The organism is Bacteroides sp. HPS0048 (assembly GCF_964240755.1).
Classification (GTDB): domain Bacteria; phylum Bacteroidota; class Bacteroidia; order Bacteroidales; family Bacteroidaceae; genus Bacteroides; species Bacteroides nordii.
Genome location: NZ_CAXSVC010000008.1, coordinates 96,639 through 115,419, shown reverse-complemented (window position 1 = coordinate 115,419; position 18,781 = coordinate 96,639). Strand labels below are relative to the sequence as shown.

General features: G+C 39.7%; 11 protein-coding genes. 9 read left to right on the top strand and 2 right to left on the bottom strand.

Translation table 11 applies throughout. The features are described 5' to 3' along the window. The first annotated feature begins 123 nt into the window (after positions 1 to 123). The 6 genes from ACESQI_RS08830 to ACESQI_RS08805 all read left to right on the top strand — a co-directional run bounded on the left by ACESQI_RS08830 (position 124) and on the right by ACESQI_RS08805 (position 7,851). Positions 124 to 1,899 carry a glycoside hydrolase 43 family protein gene (locus tag ACESQI_RS08830; RefSeq protein WP_373125816.1) on the top strand — a complete coding sequence of 592 codons (1,776 nt, stop codon included), beginning with the start codon at positions 124 to 126 and terminating at the stop codon, positions 1,897 to 1,899. 12 nt (positions 1,900 to 1,911) lie between these two features. Beyond that, positions 1,912 to 3,630 (top strand): FG-GAP-like repeat-containing protein, encoded by a 1,719-nt coding sequence (locus ACESQI_RS08825; protein WP_373125814.1) that lies wholly within the window; start codon positions 1,912 to 1,914, stop codon positions 3,628 to 3,630. Between the two features lie 380 nt (positions 3,631 to 4,010). After that, a complete protein-coding gene (locus ACESQI_RS08820) occupies positions 4,011 to 4,427 on the top strand; it encodes a hypothetical protein (RefSeq protein WP_373125813.1) in 417 nt (138 codons plus the stop codon). A 138-nt stretch (positions 4,428 to 4,565) separates the two neighbouring features. Beyond that, a complete protein-coding gene (locus ACESQI_RS08815; RefSeq protein WP_229127619.1) occupies positions 4,566 to 5,204 on the top strand; it encodes a hypothetical protein in 639 nt (212 codons plus the stop codon). A gap of 1,103 nt (positions 5,205 to 6,307) precedes the next feature. Further along, positions 6,308 to 7,204 carry a hypothetical protein gene (locus ACESQI_RS08810; protein ID WP_002558283.1) on the top strand — a complete coding sequence of 299 codons (897 nt, stop codon included), beginning with the start codon at positions 6,308 to 6,310 and terminating at the stop codon, positions 7,202 to 7,204. Then, a complete protein-coding gene (locus tag ACESQI_RS08805) occupies positions 7,186 to 7,851 on the top strand; it encodes a hypothetical protein (RefSeq protein ID WP_002558282.1) in 666 nt (221 codons plus the stop codon). The genes ACESQI_RS08810 and ACESQI_RS08805 overlap by 19 nt, the downstream gene beginning before the upstream one ends. A gap of 280 nt (positions 7,852 to 8,131) precedes the next feature. Here the strand turns inward: ACESQI_RS08805 and ACESQI_RS08800 are convergent, their stop codons facing one another. Then, positions 8,132 to 8,596, bottom strand: a complete 465-nt coding sequence (locus ACESQI_RS08800; protein WP_002558281.1) for a cupin domain-containing protein — start codon at positions 8,594 to 8,596, stop codon at positions 8,132 to 8,134. A 216-nt stretch (positions 8,597 to 8,812) separates the two neighbouring features. After that, complete coding sequence (locus tag ACESQI_RS08795) at positions 8,813 to 9,751, bottom strand: helix-turn-helix domain-containing protein (RefSeq protein WP_373125812.1); 939 nt, start codon at positions 9,749 to 9,751, stop codon at positions 8,813 to 8,815. A gap of 237 nt (positions 9,752 to 9,988) precedes the next feature. On the opposite strand from ACESQI_RS08795, the gene ACESQI_RS08790 reads away from it, so the two are divergent. From ACESQI_RS08790 to ACESQI_RS08780, 3 genes are all read left to right on the top strand, one after another. Continuing rightward, a complete protein-coding gene (locus ACESQI_RS08790) occupies positions 9,989 to 13,927 on the top strand; it encodes a two-component regulator propeller domain-containing protein (protein WP_373125810.1) in 3,939 nt (1,312 codons plus the stop codon). A 103-nt stretch (positions 13,928 to 14,030) separates the two neighbouring features. Beyond that, on the top strand, positions 14,031 to 15,425 hold the full coding sequence (locus tag ACESQI_RS08785) for a sugar porter family MFS transporter (RefSeq protein ID WP_373125809.1): 1,395 nt from the start codon (positions 14,031 to 14,033) through the stop codon (positions 15,423 to 15,425). A gap of 12 nt (positions 15,426 to 15,437) precedes the next feature. Beyond that, complete coding sequence (locus ACESQI_RS08780) at positions 15,438 to 18,773, top strand: DUF5107 domain-containing protein (RefSeq protein ID WP_373125807.1); 3,336 nt, start codon at positions 15,438 to 15,440, stop codon at positions 18,771 to 18,773. Positions 18,774 to 18,781: the final 8 nt, after the last annotated feature.

Here is an 18,781-nt window from a genome sequence, read left to right as displayed (position 1 = left end):
TCAAATATCAAAAATATCTACATTGATTATATTTATTGATACATTTATCACTATATGCGATAACCAATAACACTACATTTGCGCACAAACCTTCGAGTTATTAACCAAATTAAAATAAAAATTATGAAGAACATTTTCTCTTTAAAGAAAAGCAGGTCTGCTCTGTCACTTGTTCTTTGCTGCTTACCTTTTATCACTATTACTGCGCAGCAAATGACGGCATTTGAAAGAGTAGGAACAGATGATGAATCTATTCAGGAGTTTTTTCCGGGTGAACACCGGGCTCGCCCGGTACTAGGGGCATATACCAATAGCGGTTATATGGGATTGTTTTGTGGTGGGCAGGATCTGGGAGGCTCCAGTGGCTGGTATATAGATCCGCGTTGGGGAGATTTGGGAGACGGAACGTTTGCCAATCCTATTCTGAATGGTGACTATTCCGATCCGGACGTTATCCGGGTAGGGAATAAATACTATATGATTTGTTCCGAATTCCACTTTATGGGTATACCGGTTCTGGAATCGGATGATATGGTAAACTGGACCATTGTTGGTCAGATATACAATCATATCGATCTTCCCGGTTTTTCGGAAATGAAGCGCTATGGCGATGGCAGTTGGGCACCTGCTCTACGCTATCATGACGGAAAGTTCTGGATGTTTGTATGTATGCCAAACGATGGATTGTTTATGTCTACAGCTACAAACGCTGTCGGCCCTTGGACACCTTTACATTGTGTGAAGAGTGCCGGTGGTTGGGAAGACCCTTGTCCGCTTTGGGATGATGACGGGCAGGCTTATGTGGGGCGCAGCCAATTGGGTGGCGGTCCGATTTATATTCATAAGATGAGTGCAGACGGTACCCGGCTTCTTGACGATGGCAAGAAAGTATACGAAGGTCCTGTTGCCGAAGGGACGAAACTCTTTAAGAAGGATGGTTATTATTACATCAGTATTCCCGAAGGCGGTGTAAGTTCGGGTTGGCAAACGGTGATGCGTTCTAAAAATATTTATGGACCTTATGAATCAAAACGTGTATTGGAAATGGGAGTGACGAAGGTCAATGGTCCTCATCAGGGGGCTTTGGTAGATACACCCGAGGGAGAATGGTGGTTCTATCATTTCCAGTCGGCCGATCCACAAGGGCGGGTGGTGCATCTGCAACCGGTGGTATGGGAGGATGGTTTCCCGGTTATCGGCACGGACTATGACAAGAATGGAATTGGTGAACCGGTGAAAGTCTGCAAAAAGCCGGCTGTTAAATGTGATGTAACTCCGCATGCACCGCAGGCCAGTGATGATTTTTCTTCTGACAAATTAGCTATACAATGGCAATTCAATCATAATCCGGCAAATGAGAACTGGTCGCTTACTTCCCGTCCGGGATGGTTGGAGATCAAAGCATTGAAAGCAGAAAGTGTGCGTGATTCCCGTAATCAGTTTACTCAAAAGACGATGGGGTATAAGGGAGAAGCCGTTATCCGGATGGATTATTCTGCTATGACCGAAGGACAACGTGCGGGGCTGGAGTGCATTGGTAATAAATTCTGTGGAGCAGGTGTTTTGGTGCAGAAGGATGCCGGAACATTAACCCCGGTTGTTTATTACGAGAACGAAGGACAGATAAAGCTGATTAAAACAGTAGAAAAGGGCGGTGATCCAGTGATTTATGTAAAATTGGCGATCGATGCCTTGAATAATAAGCATCAATTCTCTTATAGTCTGGATGGTCAAAACTATCTGGAGTGTGGTGATTCCTTCCAGGAAGGTTCCCGTGACTGGAAAGGTTCTCGTGTAGGGCTTTACTCATATAATACAAAGGAAGAGGGTGGAAGCGTCTGGTTCGATTCGTTCGAATATAAATTTGACGGCCCTGGTGGTCTGGTAACAGAAGAATAAAAGGAGTGGTTTATGAAAAGATTAATTGCTTGTTTGCTTGCAACGTTACCGTACATCGGAGCTGTTGCTCATGTCTGGGATGAACTGGCTATCCTCGCCCGGCGTAATGGTGATGGTACTTTCACCCTTGAGAAAGACTCTTATCTGGCTGTAAGTACCTATACGAATGCTGTCTTTTTTGATTATAACAATGACGGAAATCTTGATTTGCTGATCATGGGGCAGGGAGGAGACTGGAATGTCAGTAGTGATATTAAGATAGTTGCTTTGTACCGGAATCTGGGAGAAGAGAATGGGTATCGTTTTGAGAAAGTTGCTGCTCCGGGTTTTTTGCCATACAAGGATGAAGGATTCTTCAATCCTGTATCCGTAGGCGATTATAACCATGACGGATATACGGATGTAGTTGTGATGAGTTATCACAACGGACGCCGCATTGATCTGTATCTTAATGATCGTGGAAGTGGTACCTTTATTCGTCAGGAACAACAGGGGTTTGAGGCAGCTACCAATGGATCGGTCATGTTTGGTGACCTGAATAATGACGGTTGGCTCGATATTGAGTTCACCGGATATAGTGACAAAACTTCTACTGCGCTTAAAACGTATATTAATAAACGTGACGGTGCGTTTGTGGATGAAACACCTTCAAATATTCGCGGAGCTTTTCAGGGACAGTCTACACTCGCAGATATTAATGGCGACGGTACATTGGATATCATCAGTACCGGAAACGGAGACGGTTGGGTCTGTCTCTCTTCTTTGTATTACAACACTGTAGATAAAGATGGTAAATGTATCTATTGGTATGTATCCGAAAAAGAAAGTAATATTCTGGGAGTGAGCCGTGCCAATCCGTTGGTTGCCGATTTTAATGGCGATGGGCTGATGGATATGGTGATCAATGGAGAGCCCAGTGATGGCTCCGGTTTTAGAAATCGTATTTATTATCAGACGCGGGAGGGTAAGTTTGTTATGGATAAATCCTATCCGGTGGTTCCTGTCAATCAGGATGGGGGTATTAACATGGGTGACGTCAATGGAGATGGTAATATGGACTTGATTGTTGGCGGCTATGTGGGTACTTACGAGAAGGCTCCTGCCTCCTATTATACGGCTCCGTTACGCGTTTATGAGAATAATCCGCAAAAGGTGGGACTTTCCGGAAATACTTTTCCCGAACCGCCATCCAAAGTTACGGCTGTGATGGAAGGTGATGAACTTGTTATCTCCTGGCTACCCGGTTCTGATAAGGAAACGTCGGAAGTTGCTTTGCGTTACAATATTTATGTTCGTAACGAAACGACCGGAGAATTATATACAATGATCCCGGTAGATATTGAAACCGGTAGGCTGAAAGTAGGTACCGACTTGCAAACTTCTCTTTCTTCCGCCCTCAACTCCTATCGGATGCGTGTGTTCGGCGATGGTAGATATACTGTAGGTGTTCAGACGTTGGATCAGTCATACGCCGGTAGTAAGTTTGCAACCACCGGTTTATCTGTTGCGACCGGCATTCGGTCAATCGTATCATCCGATCATTTCAGGGTTGTTCCGGTAGATACCGGAGTAATGGTTCGTGGTATGGATAATCACAAAGTAGTTGTGTATACTATGGACGGTAGAACTGTGAATACCGGTTTTTCTAATACGGTTATTCCTTTGTCGGAAAGAGGGGTATATCTTGTTTCTGTGAGTGGAGAAAGAGCACCGCTGAAGTGTATGTATTAGTAATGATTGGGTGTATTCAAAAATGAGAAGCATAATCGTTGGGTTACTGTGAAGATATTGCAGGTTCCAGAAGAGAACCTGCAATATCGTTTGTGTTTACAATATGAATCCATTCTGTTTGTCATGCCGGTATTTTATATCGGAGTATTTCTTACGTTTTATTGGTTTAAACTAAATTTCGCCCAAGGGGAATTGGTTTTGTTTATGTTGCTTTGTAGTATTAATATTTCATATTTATAATAAGAAAATCTGTGTATTGTTACCTTCCTGTTACTTCTTGAGTAATATTGTTACTTTACTGTTACCAAGATAGTTTGTTTTTTTTCTGGAAATGGGTTTGATTTGCATCCGGAACTCAGATACTAAAAAAATAATGAACTATGGAGAGGCTGATAAAAGACTATTTCTTGGTCACTGTACTTTTACTATTAAATTATATTGATGAAGTTGTTGACTCTGGTTTTAATGTAATGGGATTTGTTCCTATTCTATTATTAGGTATTTATAATTATAGTATCTACAAAACCACCACTCATCGATCAGCAAGGTCAGAGATTGAAATATCGGATGATTATTCGAATGATGTAGTTAAGAAAGCATTTAAGTGGGACCCCGGATCTTTGATAAGTAGTCCTGTTTTTATTTATACTTTATTTTTAGGAGTAGAACTTTTACAGGAAGGACGACAAAGGAATCTTGCGATATTTTGTTTTATTCTATCTGCTGTCTATTATTCGATGGGAGTATATTTGCATGTGCGAAGATGGAGAATCGGAAGAGCTAAAGTTGATAAATAAAAGAGTTTGATTTTCATTGATATTATTGAGTAGAGGTGAACTCAATTGGAATCTATATTTTTCCCTATGTTTTTTCTTCATTATATTTATTAGTTGTATATTTGTTATACATATTGACAGCTAATACAATATATCGCTTTGGAAATTTTGTTGATCTTCATTTTCACTTCTTGCTCTTCGACACATATCGCAGGCACACAAGGAAAAGAAAACATTGAATGGTTAATGGTTTTAATCTTTCTTTGTATGGTATTCATTGTTTTGTTTTGGCTGATTTGGATAGAACAGAATCGCAAAAATAAATATATTGCTTTGCAGAGGGAATTGATGCAAAAACGTTCGGATACATTTCTAACGGCTGGAGATGAAGCTGAGAATGAGCAGAACCTTGATAAATTGAGAAAGGAAAAGCTTTCCTTATGTGTAAGGTTGTTTCAGACAACGGGTACTTGCAAGCGTTTACGGGTAATAGACTGTTCAAAAGATGAGAGACTCTGTAAAATGACCGCCTTAGAACGTGCTGATACCTGTAAGGTTATTAATGAAACATTTGTTGATGTGATGCTTGATTTAAAAAGTACATGCAATGAATTGAATCATGATGATTTGTTATTTTGTATTTTTTCTTTGTTGGGATATTCCAAGGCAACCATTATACTTTGCATGAATATCGTTTCCGATGGAGCTTTTAAGATGCGCAAAAGTCGTATAAAGGATAAGGTGAGCGCAGAATTGTTTGATTGGATTTTTAGTAAGGAAGTAAGATTAGCATTTTGAATAGTAGAAACATACCGATATGGGAGAGATTCGTTTCACATCTGAATTCTTTATTGTTGTTGTATTGTATACCCAATCCTTTTGTAGGAAGAACGGATTAGATATTTTTGCATTTATTCCTTCCGTATTACTTATATTTTGTATCGTGATGGATATTTATAGTAAAAGGGGATGTAACTATAAGTTCTATTCTTTTCTCAATTCGTTTAAAGATGAACATTGGCTAAAGGGGGTGTTGATGGAAGTTGGCAGCCCTTTTGTGCTTTATGTACTTTTGCTGGGTTTAAGTTCTATGGAGGAAAATGTTTTTCTTTCTTTTCTGCTTATTTTCTTTTCTATTCTTTATTATGTGGTAATGATTGTTTTTTTTATTATCGTGAGAAGTAAGTCCCGGAAACATTCAAAGTTGTTATAATTTGTCTCACCAATCGGATCTTCTGTTTTTTCTTTCTCTAATACCAACTTTTGAATGATACACAAAAGAACTTTCATGGTTCTTTTGTGAGTGGAGAAATAGCTCCGCTAAAGTGTACATATTAGCAATGATTAAGTGTATAGTATTTAAATGTTTATTACATAATGTGTTGTGCGCTTGTTGTATGATTCCTTATTATAAAACATCCGGGTGTTATTGTTGAAAACATCCGGGTGTTTTACTCAAGAACATCCCCATGTTTTATTGCAAAACATGGGGATGTTCTTGAGTCTTACCTTTGGAGATGAAAGATGGAGAAAGCAGGTTTTTTGTAGAGAGAAAGTATACTGTGATAGGGTATAAGAAGGTACCATGATGCATATCAAAATCCTCATCTTGATATTTCAATATACCATTGTCTTTTTCTGGTACTTTTATTCAAAAGTAAAATGAAGTTATCATGCATGAAATAGAAGAATATGAATATAGATGAATTACAATAAATTGCATTAACAAGTGAAAGAATGCTAAAATATAGCTTTCAAAGATCTAAAATGTGTATATATGTTTTAATTTTGAAACTATTGATTAAATATATTTCATTGTTCTCTAAGTAAAGTAGCTGAATAGTGAATAATTGAAGTACATACATTCAAAACAAATGGAGCATTAATTAAAAATTGAAATTATGAAAAAGAATTATCTATTGGGACTTATCGTCCTTGTGAGTATGCAATGTGTTTTTATATCTTGCGAAAAAGTAAATATTGAACCCATAACGGAAAAATACAATACTGAATTATACTCATTTGGTAAAAATACAATTTCTTATATAGAATTGCAGCAACAAATTGATAGTTTGAGACAGAAATATAATTTACAACACAACACAATACAAACAAGAGGTATTAAGAACTTTTGGACGCATCTGTTTTTAACAGCTTGGATTGATGCTAAAGGATTTCTTTATGGAAAGAGCCATTGGGGAGGAAATACCGGTGGCATAATATGTTCTGCACTGTCATCTATTAGCTACGTATCAAAAGGTTATAAAACTATTGATTTAATAATCGACAAAGTAGGAAAGTTTGAAATAAAATCATCTCCGGATGTAAATTATGGTTCTTCCGGGCTACTTGATGAAGATCAATATGGAGTTTTGCATAATAAAATAGCAAAAGAATTTTTTAATGATTCCTATGTCAGAGAAGGACGGTATTTGGAGTCTGATCTCGTAAGAAGAATGAGTATTAGAATGGTGCAGTTAGGGTATCAGGGGTTAAATGCAAAACAACAAGAAGAACTAACTCTTTACATAAAGAATCAAAGAAAGCTTTCCACTATGGAAGCATTTGTTGCAAACGCCCAACAGGCTATGCCCTATTACAAACAAGAGTTGGATATGCTTGAGGACTATGTAACGGACATAATTGACATGGAAAAATCATCTGATGTAAGAGCATATACTATTGATTTCCAAAATACAATAAAACGCTCTTCTATTCCAGCTGATAACAAGTCTGTATTATGTATATCGATTTCTATTGCAGAAAATAGTAATGCATTATGGGAGCCCAAAAAATAAAAACAAGAGTTGTATGTGTTATCGGCCTTCTTTTCTATATAGGTACTTTGTCAGCACAGGCAACCTTTGGGGATAAAAAGGGAAAGAGCCATGTCATTTCTTTATCGGCAGGTATCGCTTCTCCCTATAAAGCTATTTCACGATGGGATGAACGAGATAAAAACTCTTATCCGGCTGCTTGGGAAATACAAGGTAAAGGTCTGGAGTATGTGGCCGAATGGGGATATGGAATTCTGTTTTCCGGTTATCGGTATAAGGATAAGTATCATGTAGAAAATGTGTATGAGCAAAATATACATGAAGACATACTACTGATTTACTTGGCTCCACAAATTTCCTATCGACAAGAAGAAACACTTTTCAGCGGAGTTAATGCACATTATGAAGCAGGGATAGGATATACCTTATATAGTAATAAAAGCAGATATATTAATAGCGTCGAGCGTGCAAATTTGTCAGGTGCGGGAGGTAATGTTACGGTTGGACTGGATTATTATTTCACCCCTCAATGGGGAATAGGACTGGATGCCGGTATATTGGGAGTTGTTCTAAAGAATAAAAACAGTCAATGGATGTTGCAAAGCAAAAAGAACATAAAAATTCTGCAAATAAATGCTGTTATTGGATTAAAATATTGTTTCAGATAACTGCAAAAAAGTAGGTTAAGGTGATAGAACCACAATAAATGGGTTGTTCAAATTTATATTATTTGATGGAAATCTCTAAAACACCCAAAGAGGATAGTTTGTATGACTCCTCTTTGGGTACTGTTATTAATAACCTTAGTAGCTAAAAACTGTAAGTATCCGATAAACTACCCATTGTTTATCGGATACTTACTATATATTAATGAAGCTTTTTATTAATAACAACATATATATCCTATTTGTATGACTTTGAAAATCATCGTAAATAGTAGAACCATTACTATTGACACAATCGTCTTAGTACCTCTTCGTGCTCCGGAAAAAGCTTAGATAATTCATCAAATGTACCTAACTCGAAATTATCGAAAGTAAAGGCAGGAGCAACTGCACAACTAACCAATGCATATCCGAAATGTGAAGGCAGTTCAGCGGCAAACCAACATCCGGGCTCGATGGCTACTTGCTGTTCACCTGAAATATCGGTATTCATCAAATGAGTGACTAATCTTCCGTCAGGGTGGATTACATATAACATTAATGGGTAACCGGCATGATAGTACCATACTTCCGGCGAAGAAAGTCTATGAAATGCTGATATTTCATTATTCTCTAATAAATAATATATGGAAGTCATAGCGGGTTTGTTGCCATCTACCATTTTTCCGGTTCGGAAAATTTCTCTGTAATACCCTCCCTCCGGGTGACGACGTAAATTTAGATGTTCTATCCAATCTGCTGCTTTCATAAGGTTACTGATTTATTAATATAGCCCGGGATGAGGACTATTATATTGTCTGAATTACAAATGTATATGAATGTATGAACAGTAACAAGTAAAGTAACTAATATATTAGTTATATTAACTCTTCATTTATTCCGGCAGATACCAGTGAGATTAGATGGTTATATACATTGGGTTACGTATCCTGTAAGGATTTGTGTAACCCAATGCTTAAAGTGTTTATACCGCCATAATATGATGGGATGTTTGTACTGTAGTTCTGAAATATATGGTTCTATTCTTATTCTCTCTATACTGTGTGGGAGATAATTTCAGATAATTAGTAAATAGTCTTGAAAAATAAAGTGGGTCATCAAATCCTACTAATGGGCTGATTTGATTGACTTTCATTTCTGTCTCTTCCAGATAATGGCAGGCTTTCTCCATACGGAGTTGTGCCAGATACTTGGAAGGAGAAGTACCGATCTGGGCTATGAATATTCTGGAGAAATAGGATACGGAGAGGTTTACATGCTCTGCCATATTTTTTAGGGAAAGATGTTTATGCAGATTTTCCCGCATAAATTTTAAGGAAGTATCAATGATATTACTTTCTCTAATGGTTTCTGATTCCTTTTTATTCTGATTGGAACATCTGATGATGCCCAGAAAATGGAAAAATACACTGGCTGCATATGACATCTGTTCGGTGCTGCTTTCTTGTTGTAATGTATCGAATATCTCTTCGAACATGTCTATCTTATTTTTAAATCTCGACTGTGAATTATAAGGCATGTCTTGAGGTATATCGAATCCTTTGCTGAAATACCCTGCTTTTTTACCGTTGAAGTGAATCCAGTAAATAGACCATGGTTTCCCCTTACTGCTTCCATAAGCGTGCGGGGTTCCCTGAGGGATAATAAAGAATTGATCTTCTGTTACTTTTGACTTCTTACCATTGTATTCGAGCCATCCTTCGCCTTTTACACAATATATAAGAATGTAATTGGTGGAGCTTTCCGACTCTCTACGGCAGTAATGATATTCGGCATTTGGAAAATAACCCATATTGGAGAAATACAACTCTTTGCCTAATTCGTCGTTTTTGAATTTTTCAATTGCGAATGAGGGAAGACTTATCAGTCGTTCACCTTTGAATCCTTCTTTGATCTTCAGCATAGTATTAAAATAATTAAAGGTTATTGCTCATGGTGCAAATATAAAGGAGCGGTTTTGCAATGGATATTCGATAAAAATGAAAAAGTATCAGATTTTGATTTTGTGGGGTGTAAGTACTTTTTTTAGTGAATATATTATATTTTAGTATCGAAATTTTATATTTTTCGGTGTTTGTATCGGGAAAAAGATATTTTATAATACTTAATAGTTATTTTTGTATCCATATATTGTATTACTATGAAAGCAATTTTGTGTCTGATCCTTTTTCTTAATCTATCAGTTTGGCCATTATTGGGACAGGTTCATTTTACCCGTTTGAATAATGAAGACGGATTGTCACATAGTGAAGTAAAGGCTATATTGCAGGATAGCTACGGATATATGTGGATCAGTACGCGTAATAAACTGAACCGCTATGACGGGTGTGAGTTTAAGGTATTGGATTGTTATGACCCGATAGCGAATAAGCGCAATAACAATACGGCTGCTCTGTGTGAGGATATGAACCGGCTATTGTGGGTAGGCACGGATGAAGGTGTTTTTATCTATGATCCGGTAGTGGAGACTTTTACTTATCTGGAACGTTGGCTGAATCTTCAGGACGCAGGTTTTCTATATAACTGGGTTTCAAATATCGTAGCTGACAAGGAGGGGAATATGTGGATTGTTCTACCTTCTTGTGGCATACTGAAAGTGAATGTACAGACAAAAGCATACAAACTTTATTCAAATTTTGGGCACACTGTGTTTGAAAAAGGAGGACCATTGTCATTGACAGTGGACGGACAGGGTGCTGTCTGGGTTGGATGTATTGACCAGGGAATTTGCCGGTATGACAAAGCGAAAGATGATTTTGTACAAGTACTGGAAGAAACCGGGGTATTCCGGGGGAAAGGAGTGTATGCAATGCTGTCCTGCAAAGAATCTTTATTTGTTGCTTTACACGAGGGGCGATTACTGAGGTATAATAAGGAGACGGGAACGCTGGCTCTGCATGACTTTCCGGAAGTAGACAATGTGATGATCCGCTGTTTGATGATGCCAAAGGATGAAGAACTATGGGTCGGTACAAATAATGGGGTGTATATCTATAATTTGTTGACTAAAAATTGTACTGTATTCAGGAACGATTCTTTTGATTCACACTCTCTTAGCTGTAATACAGTTACTGATATGTATATTGATAAAGAGAAAGGCATCTGGGTTGGTACTCTCTACGGAGGGCTGAATTATCAGAGTCGTAGTGCCGGGAACTTTACGGTTTATATACCGAATGATCATCCGCAGAGCGTACAAAGCCAGTGGATTCATGGTTTGTATTGGGATGCCGATATGCAGAAGCTTTGGGTGGGAACAGAAGATGAAGGCTGTTCGGTTTTTGATAAGAAGACATCGGAGTTTAGCAGGATTAGTACACGTCGTACAGCTCCCATCACTTATATACGAAAAATCAACGGGAATATCTGGATTGGTTATTTTAAGAATGGGTTGGATATTATATCTCCTTCCATGAAGATAACACACTATTCAAGTTCTGAACTGGGCTTGAGAGAAGAAAGTATCTATGCCTTTTGTGAAGATCATACGGGTACCATCTGGATCAGTGATGGTGGAGGAGTATACAGGGCGCAGAAAGGGACGATGCGTTTTGAGAGAGTAACAAAATTCGGAAACGGATACATACAAGATATTATGGAGGATAGCCAGGGGAATATCTGGATTGCGGCGATGGGTAATGGATTATACAAATATAATATCCATTCCCGTAAATCGAAACAATATCTTGCTGACGGTAAACCTGGGTCTATCAGTTCGAATTCGGTCAGTAGTATTTTAGAAGATAGTAAGGGACGTATCTGGGTCAGTACGGATCGTGGTGGCATTTGCTGTTTTCAGAACGGGGCTTTTCAAGCCTATTCGCTTGCTGAGGGACTTCCGGACGATATTGTTTACAGAGCAGTGGAAGATGCCCATGGAAATATCTGGTTTGGAACAAATCATGGACTTGTGCGGTTGGAACCGGATACTAAAGAGGTACAGGTCTTTGATAAGAAAGACGGTTTGAGTGTCTCCAGATTCAACTATAACTCAGTGGCGATGACAGATAAAGGCACCATTTTTATGGGGACGATGCATGGATTGGTTTCGTTTAATCCGGGGCAATTTGTGAGAAATGATTTAATCCCTTCTGTCTATTTCACCGATTTTCTGGTAAATGGTAAGAATCTTCTTCCCAATGTTATTAACCAGTATGAAAAGGACTATAAGATCACGCTTAACTATGATGAACGAAATATCAGTATCCGTTTTGTTGCATTGAGTTTTGCTTCTCCTGGGGCAAATCGCTATGCTTATCGTATGAGTAATGTAGACAATGATTGGATTTATACGGATAAGAATGTGATTTCTTATGCCGGACTTACTACCGGAAAATATGTGCTTCATGTGAAGGGAGCCAATAACATGGGGGTATGGGATGAAACTGAAAAGGTGTTGATCATTGATGTATTGCCACCGTGGTGGGCATCTCCTATGGCTTATGTAATCTATGTGCTGGTAGTACTTTCATTACTTTTCTATTGGATTCGTACATATCTGAAAAGGATAGCCCGTAGAAATGAGGAAAAGAATCTCATCTATACAATCGAAAAAGAGAAGGAGCTTTACGAGTCGAAAGTAGCGTTCTTTACGAATATTACGCATGAGATACGTACTCCGTTGACGCTGATTAACGGCCCGTTGGATCTGGTAATACAGGAGTCTGTACTTTTCCCGAAGAATGTACAACGTTACCTGGGATTGATAAAGCAGAATGTGGAACAACTGTTGAATCTGGTCAATCAGTTACTGGACTTTAAGGCTGCCGAAAATATGAATAAGCCGTTGATTTTCTCAGAAATTAAAGCTTTGCATCTGATTGAATCTTTGAAAGAGCGGTTCTCTGTGTTGCTTTCGGAACGGAATAAAACGTTTGAGGTGATAGCGGACCGCGTGGCCCCGGATATATGTGTCATTGCAGATAAGGATGCGGTTGATAAGATAATGAATAACTTAATCTTTAATGCGATCAAGTATAGTGATACGCGTATTACTGTGCGGGTGAGCCGTGATGATGAGTTTTTGATACTTGAGATCATAAACGATGGCTTGCTGGTATCAAAAGATATGCATGAGGCAATCTTTGAACCTTTTGTCAGGGCAGAAAACAGTAAGGAGAATATAGGCGTAGGTATCGGACTTTCGCTTTGCCGGAGCCTGGTGGAACAACATCGGGGTACTTTAACCTATCAGGAGATGGAAGGTTTGAACTGTTTTGTGCTGAAACTTCCCGTTCGTCAGAAAATAACGGAGAACGTACAGGCTGTTGAAATGAGCAACGGGCAGATTCAGCTGAACCGAAACAGTATAAGAGTGACTTTACTGATCGTGGATGATCATCCGGATGTGGTGGATTTCTTATCAGAACAGTTATATGAGGAGTATACCATCCTGACAGCTTCGGACGGAGTACAGGCTCTGAATGTGATAGAGCATAATAAGGTGGATATTGTATTGAGTGATATTATCATGCCTAATATGGATGGATTGTCTTTGTGCCGTAATTTGAAATCGGAAGTAAACACCAGCCATATACTGGTAGTGTTGTTAACGTCAAAAAATGATGTCAGTACAAAGATTCAAGGGTTGGAAGCCGGGGCAGATGCATACATTGAAAAGCCATTTAATCTGAACTATTTATCGGCTTTACTAAAGAGCCTGATAATAAATAAAAACCGGGATATCAGCTTGCAGAGCTCTAAACCATTGGTACCTATCGGTCAGGTAGAGATTAATAAGGCTGATGAAAATTTTGTGAATCAGGTAGTAGATATCGTGAATGCGAATATAGCCGATCCTGCTTTTAATGTAGAAGTACTGACTACTAAAATGTGCATGAGCCATTCAAACTTCAGCAAGAAACTGAAAGGAATTGTGAATATGAGTCCTGTAGAGTTTATCCGCTTTGTTCGTTTGAATCGTGCGGCAACTATTCTTTCACAGGAAGATTGCCAGGTGAATGAGGTGAGTATACTGGTAGGCATAAACTCTACAAGCAATTTTATTCAGCAGTTTCAGAAGCAGTTTGGTAAAACACCCAATGAATTCCGAAAAGAATGCAAGCGGAAAGGGGATTGAATCGGAAAAGTAAAATTGTCCATACTTTAAGTAATTCTCTCTATTTCTTTATAGGCTAAATCCCGGTTACTTTGCGGTCATCAAATTAATGATTAATATTTGTATGACCATGATGAAAACACAATCAAATCTTTATCTGTTCCTGATAGCTTTAATATCGGCTATGGGAGGTTTCCTTTTCGGCTATGACTGGGTAGTGATAGGGGGAGCCAAACCTTTCTACGAACAATATTTTCAAATTGCGGATAGTCCGGTCTTACAGGGCTGGGCAATGAGTAGTGCGCTGATAGGTTGCCTGGTGGGTGCACTGAGTGCCGGAAAGATGAGTGACCGTTTTGGAAGGAAGCCTATTCTTACATTGGCAGCAGGACTTTTTATCTGTACGGCTATTGGTACAGGTGCTGCCCACTCCTTTACTTTTTTCAATATTTTCAGATTGATAGGTGGGTTTGCTATTGGTATAGCTTCCAGCTTGTCACCTATGTATATTGCTGAGATTGCTCCGGCCCATTTGCGCGGACGTTTTGTTTCCATTAATCAGTTGACGGTTGTATTAGGTATTCTTGCTTCTCAGATTGTGAATTGGCAGATTGCAGAACCGGTGGCTATAGGAGCGACTTATGAGATGATACGTGAGTCATGGAATGGGCAAATGGGTTGGCGTTGGATGTTCTGGGCCATGACAGTTCCTGCGGCATTGTTTTTTATTTTTAGTTTTATACTTCCTGAGAGCCCCCGTTGGCTTGCATCTTCCGGCCACAAAGAGGCTGCTTTTAAAGTCTTCAGCCGTATGGGTGGGCGTGATTACGCTCGTCAGGAACTGGAAGCGATTGCTATGGCTTCTTCGGATAGCGAACAACAAGGAGGCTTTAAGCAATTGTTGCGTCCGGCAATGCGCAAAGTGCTGATTATTGGTGTCGTGATGGCTGTTTTGCAGCAGTGGTGCGGTATTAATGTGATATTCAACTATGCACAGGAGATATTCATGGCTGCCGGATATGGCGTTTCGGACGTGTTGATGAATATTGTGGTGACCGGAATCACTAATGTGATATTTACAATTCTGGCTATGTTTGTGGTGGATCGTTGGGGGCGTAAGGCACTTACCCTGATAGGCTCATTCGGTTTGACTGTGATTTATGCTTTTATGGGTGCAGCCTATTATTTTCATATTACCGGTATTGTACTGCTCGTTATTGTAGTGATGGCTATTGCATGTTATGCGATGACACTGGCAACAACGATGTGGGTGATTATTTCTGAAATTTTCCCCAACCGGGTTCGGGGGGTAGCTATGTCAGTCTGCACTTTTGCTCTGTGGGGGGCTTGTTTCATTCTTACATATACTTTCCCGGTACTGAATAGCGGATTGGGGGCTGCCGGAACCTTCTGGCTTTATGGCATCATCTGTCTTGCCGGGGGTATTTTTGTGGTGTTCTGTCTGCCCGAAACTAAAGGTAAGAGTCTGGAAGAATTAGAAAAAGAATTAATAAAATAGTTGTTATATAATATGGAAAAAATAACCCAATATTTAATTCAAAGTACGGTACATACCAGTGAGGTACGTGCCTGGGAAGAAGACATTTTGCTTCCTACCTATGAAATAGGGAAGGAAGAGAAGAATCCCATTTTCTTGGAGAAGCGAGTGTATCAAGGTAGTAGTGGTTCTGTATACCCTTATCCTGTAGTAGAAAAAATATCTGATAATAAAGTTGATAAGAAGTATCATGCTCTTTTTATAGAGAATGAGTATATCAAGGTTATGATATTGCCGGAACTGGGTGGACGCATACACATGGCTTATGATAAAGTGAAACAGCGCCATTTTGTGTATTACAATCAGGTGGTGAAGCCTGCTTTGGTAGGGCTTACCGGTCCATGGATTTCGGGTGGTATTGAATTTAACTGGCCTCAGCACCATCGTCCCTCCACTTTTCTTCCTACTGATTTTTCTATAGAAGAGAATGCGGACGGTAGTAAGACAATCTGGTGTAACGAAGTGGAACGCATGTTCCGTACCAAAGGGATGCAGGGCTTTACCCTTTATCCGGGTAAGGCGTATATTGAAATCAATGTGAAGATTTACAATCGTACAGCTTTCCCCCAGACATTCTTGTGGTGGGCTAACCCGGCTGTGGTGGTGAATGACCACTATCATTCGGTATTCCCACCCGATGTAAATGCGGTGTTTGATCATGGTAAGCGCGATGTGTCGTCCTTTCCTATAGCTACCGGAGTTTATTATAAGCAAGACTACTCAGCGGGAGTGGATATTTCAAAATACAAGAATATTCCCGTTCCTACTTCTTATATGGCTATTCAGTCGAAATATGATTTTGTGGGTGGTTATGAGGCCGATGTTCAGGGTGGTTTGTTGCATGTAGCCGATCATCACGTATCTCCGGGTAAGAAACAATGGACCTGGGGTAATGGAGATTTTGGGAAGGCTTGGGACAGGAACCTGACTGATGAGGACGGGCCTTATATTGAATTGATGACAGGAATGTATACGGATAATCAGCCGGACTTCTCATGGTTGCAACCTTATGAAGAAAAATCGTGGGTACAGTATTTCATGCCTTACAGTGAAGTGGGCTATGTGAAGAATGCTACCAAAGATGCTCTGTTGAATGTAGAGCTAAAAGAGGATAATGCTCATCTGGTACTTTATACCACAGGAGTGAATAAAGATGTACATCTGTTGGCAAAGGATATTCAAGGTAAGACATTGCTGGATAAGATAATTCAGATTTCTCCGGCAGATCCGTTTACTGTTACTTTCCCGGCAACTGGGTTAAAGGAAGAAGATATCCGGATAGAAATCAGAGACTGCGAGGGGAAAGTAATGCTTGCTTATCAGGCTGATAAACCGGAAATAAAACCGGTACCCGACCCTGCCAAAGCAGCGAAAGATCCTAAAGATATTGCTTCTATCGAACAGTTGTTCCTGACCGGACTTCATTTGGAACAATATCGCCATGCCACTTATAATCCGATGGATTACTATCAGGAAGCTCTGCGTCGTGAGCCGGGTAATGTGCGTTGCAATAACGCTATTGGTTTGCTGTTAATGCGTAAAGGGCAGTTTGCCGCAGCTGAAGCGTATTTCCGTACGGCTGTAGCTACTTTGACAGAACGTAATCCGAATCCGTATGATGGAGAACCATCCTATAACTTAGGGTGGAGCTGTAAGATGCAGGGTAAAGCGGATGAAGCTTATGATGCATTCTTCAAATCGGCATGGAATGCCGCCTGGCAGGATGCTGCCTATTATGGACTTGCACAAATAGATACGGCAAAGGGTAAATATGAGAGTGCTTTGGATAAAGTGGACCGTGCTCTTATCCGTAACTGGCATAATCATAAAGCACGTCAGCTGAAAGCTTCGATTCTGCGTAAGCTGAACCGTAAAGAGGAGGCTTTAAGCCTGATAGAGGAGTCTTTGAAGATAGACCGTTTCAATATGGGATGCCGTTTTGAGTATTATCTGTTGACTAAAGACGAGAACTCACTGGTGGAAATGAAGGAACTGATGCGACAGTGGGAACATGCTTATATTGAATATGCGCTTGACTTTGCGGGGGCAGGCTTGTATGAAGAAGCCATCTTGTTTTTGCAAAGTTATGTTGCTGGAGCCGGTAAGGTATATCCTATGATTCACTATGCTCTTGGCTATTTCTATGCCTGCCAGGGAGATAACAACAAAGCATTGGATTGCTATCGGAAAGCAGAACAAGCTGATCATTCTTATTGCTTCCCGAACCGTATCGAGGAAGTAGTGATTTTGCAAAATGCATTGGCTTTGAATAGTCAGGGAGCTAAGGCAGCCTATAGTTTAGGAAACTTCTGGTATGCTGCCCGGCAGTATGAGAACGCCATTAGTTGCTGGGAGACTTCTGTCGCTATTGCTCCGGACTTTCCTACAGTGTGGCGTAATCTGTCATTGGCCTATTATAATAAACAGAATGATAAAGCAAAAGCACTGGACGCTTTGGAAAAAGCATTTCAGTTGGATGAACACGATTCGCGCATTCTGATGGAACTGGACCAGTTATATAAACGCTTGGGATACTCGCACGAACAGCGTCTTGCATTTCTGGAGGCACATTTGCCTGAAACAGAAGAAAGGGATGATTTATCTATTGAACGCATCACTCTTTACAATCAACTGGGACGTTATGCTGAGGCTAAAGCATTGATAGAAAGTCGTAAATTCCATCCTTGGGAAGGGGGAGAAGGAAAAATTACGGGACAATATGTACTTTGCCGGGTAGAACTTGCCAGAATAGCTTTGCGTGAACAGCGTTATGCAGATGCATTGGCTCTGCTGAAAGAGACTGAAAACTATCCTTATAATTTAGGAGAAGGTAAGTTGGCAAATGCTGAGGAAAATGATATCTGGTATTATAAAGGTGAAGCCTATCGGGGACTGGGTGATGAGGAGAACGCCAAAGCTTGTTTTGAGAAAGCAACGATTGGTTCCCCGGAACCACAACAGGCATTTTATTATAATGACCAGCAGCCGGATAAAATATTCTATCAGGGATTGGCATGGAGAGCATTAGGTGATGAAGATAAAGCACGTAGTTGTTTTAATAAGTTGATTAAGCATGGTGAAAAACACCTCTTTGATACGTGTCGCATAGATTACTTTGCTGTTTCGTTGCCGGATCTGGCTATCTGGGAAGATGATTTGAACAAGCGCAATCGTATTCATTGCAATTATGTGATGGGATTGGGTTATTTAGGATTGAATGAAACATCTAAAGCAATTGAATTTCTGGATAAAGTCATAGAACTGGACATTAACCACCAGGGAGGGCAGAGTCATAGAGGCCTTATTTAGAAGGGAGA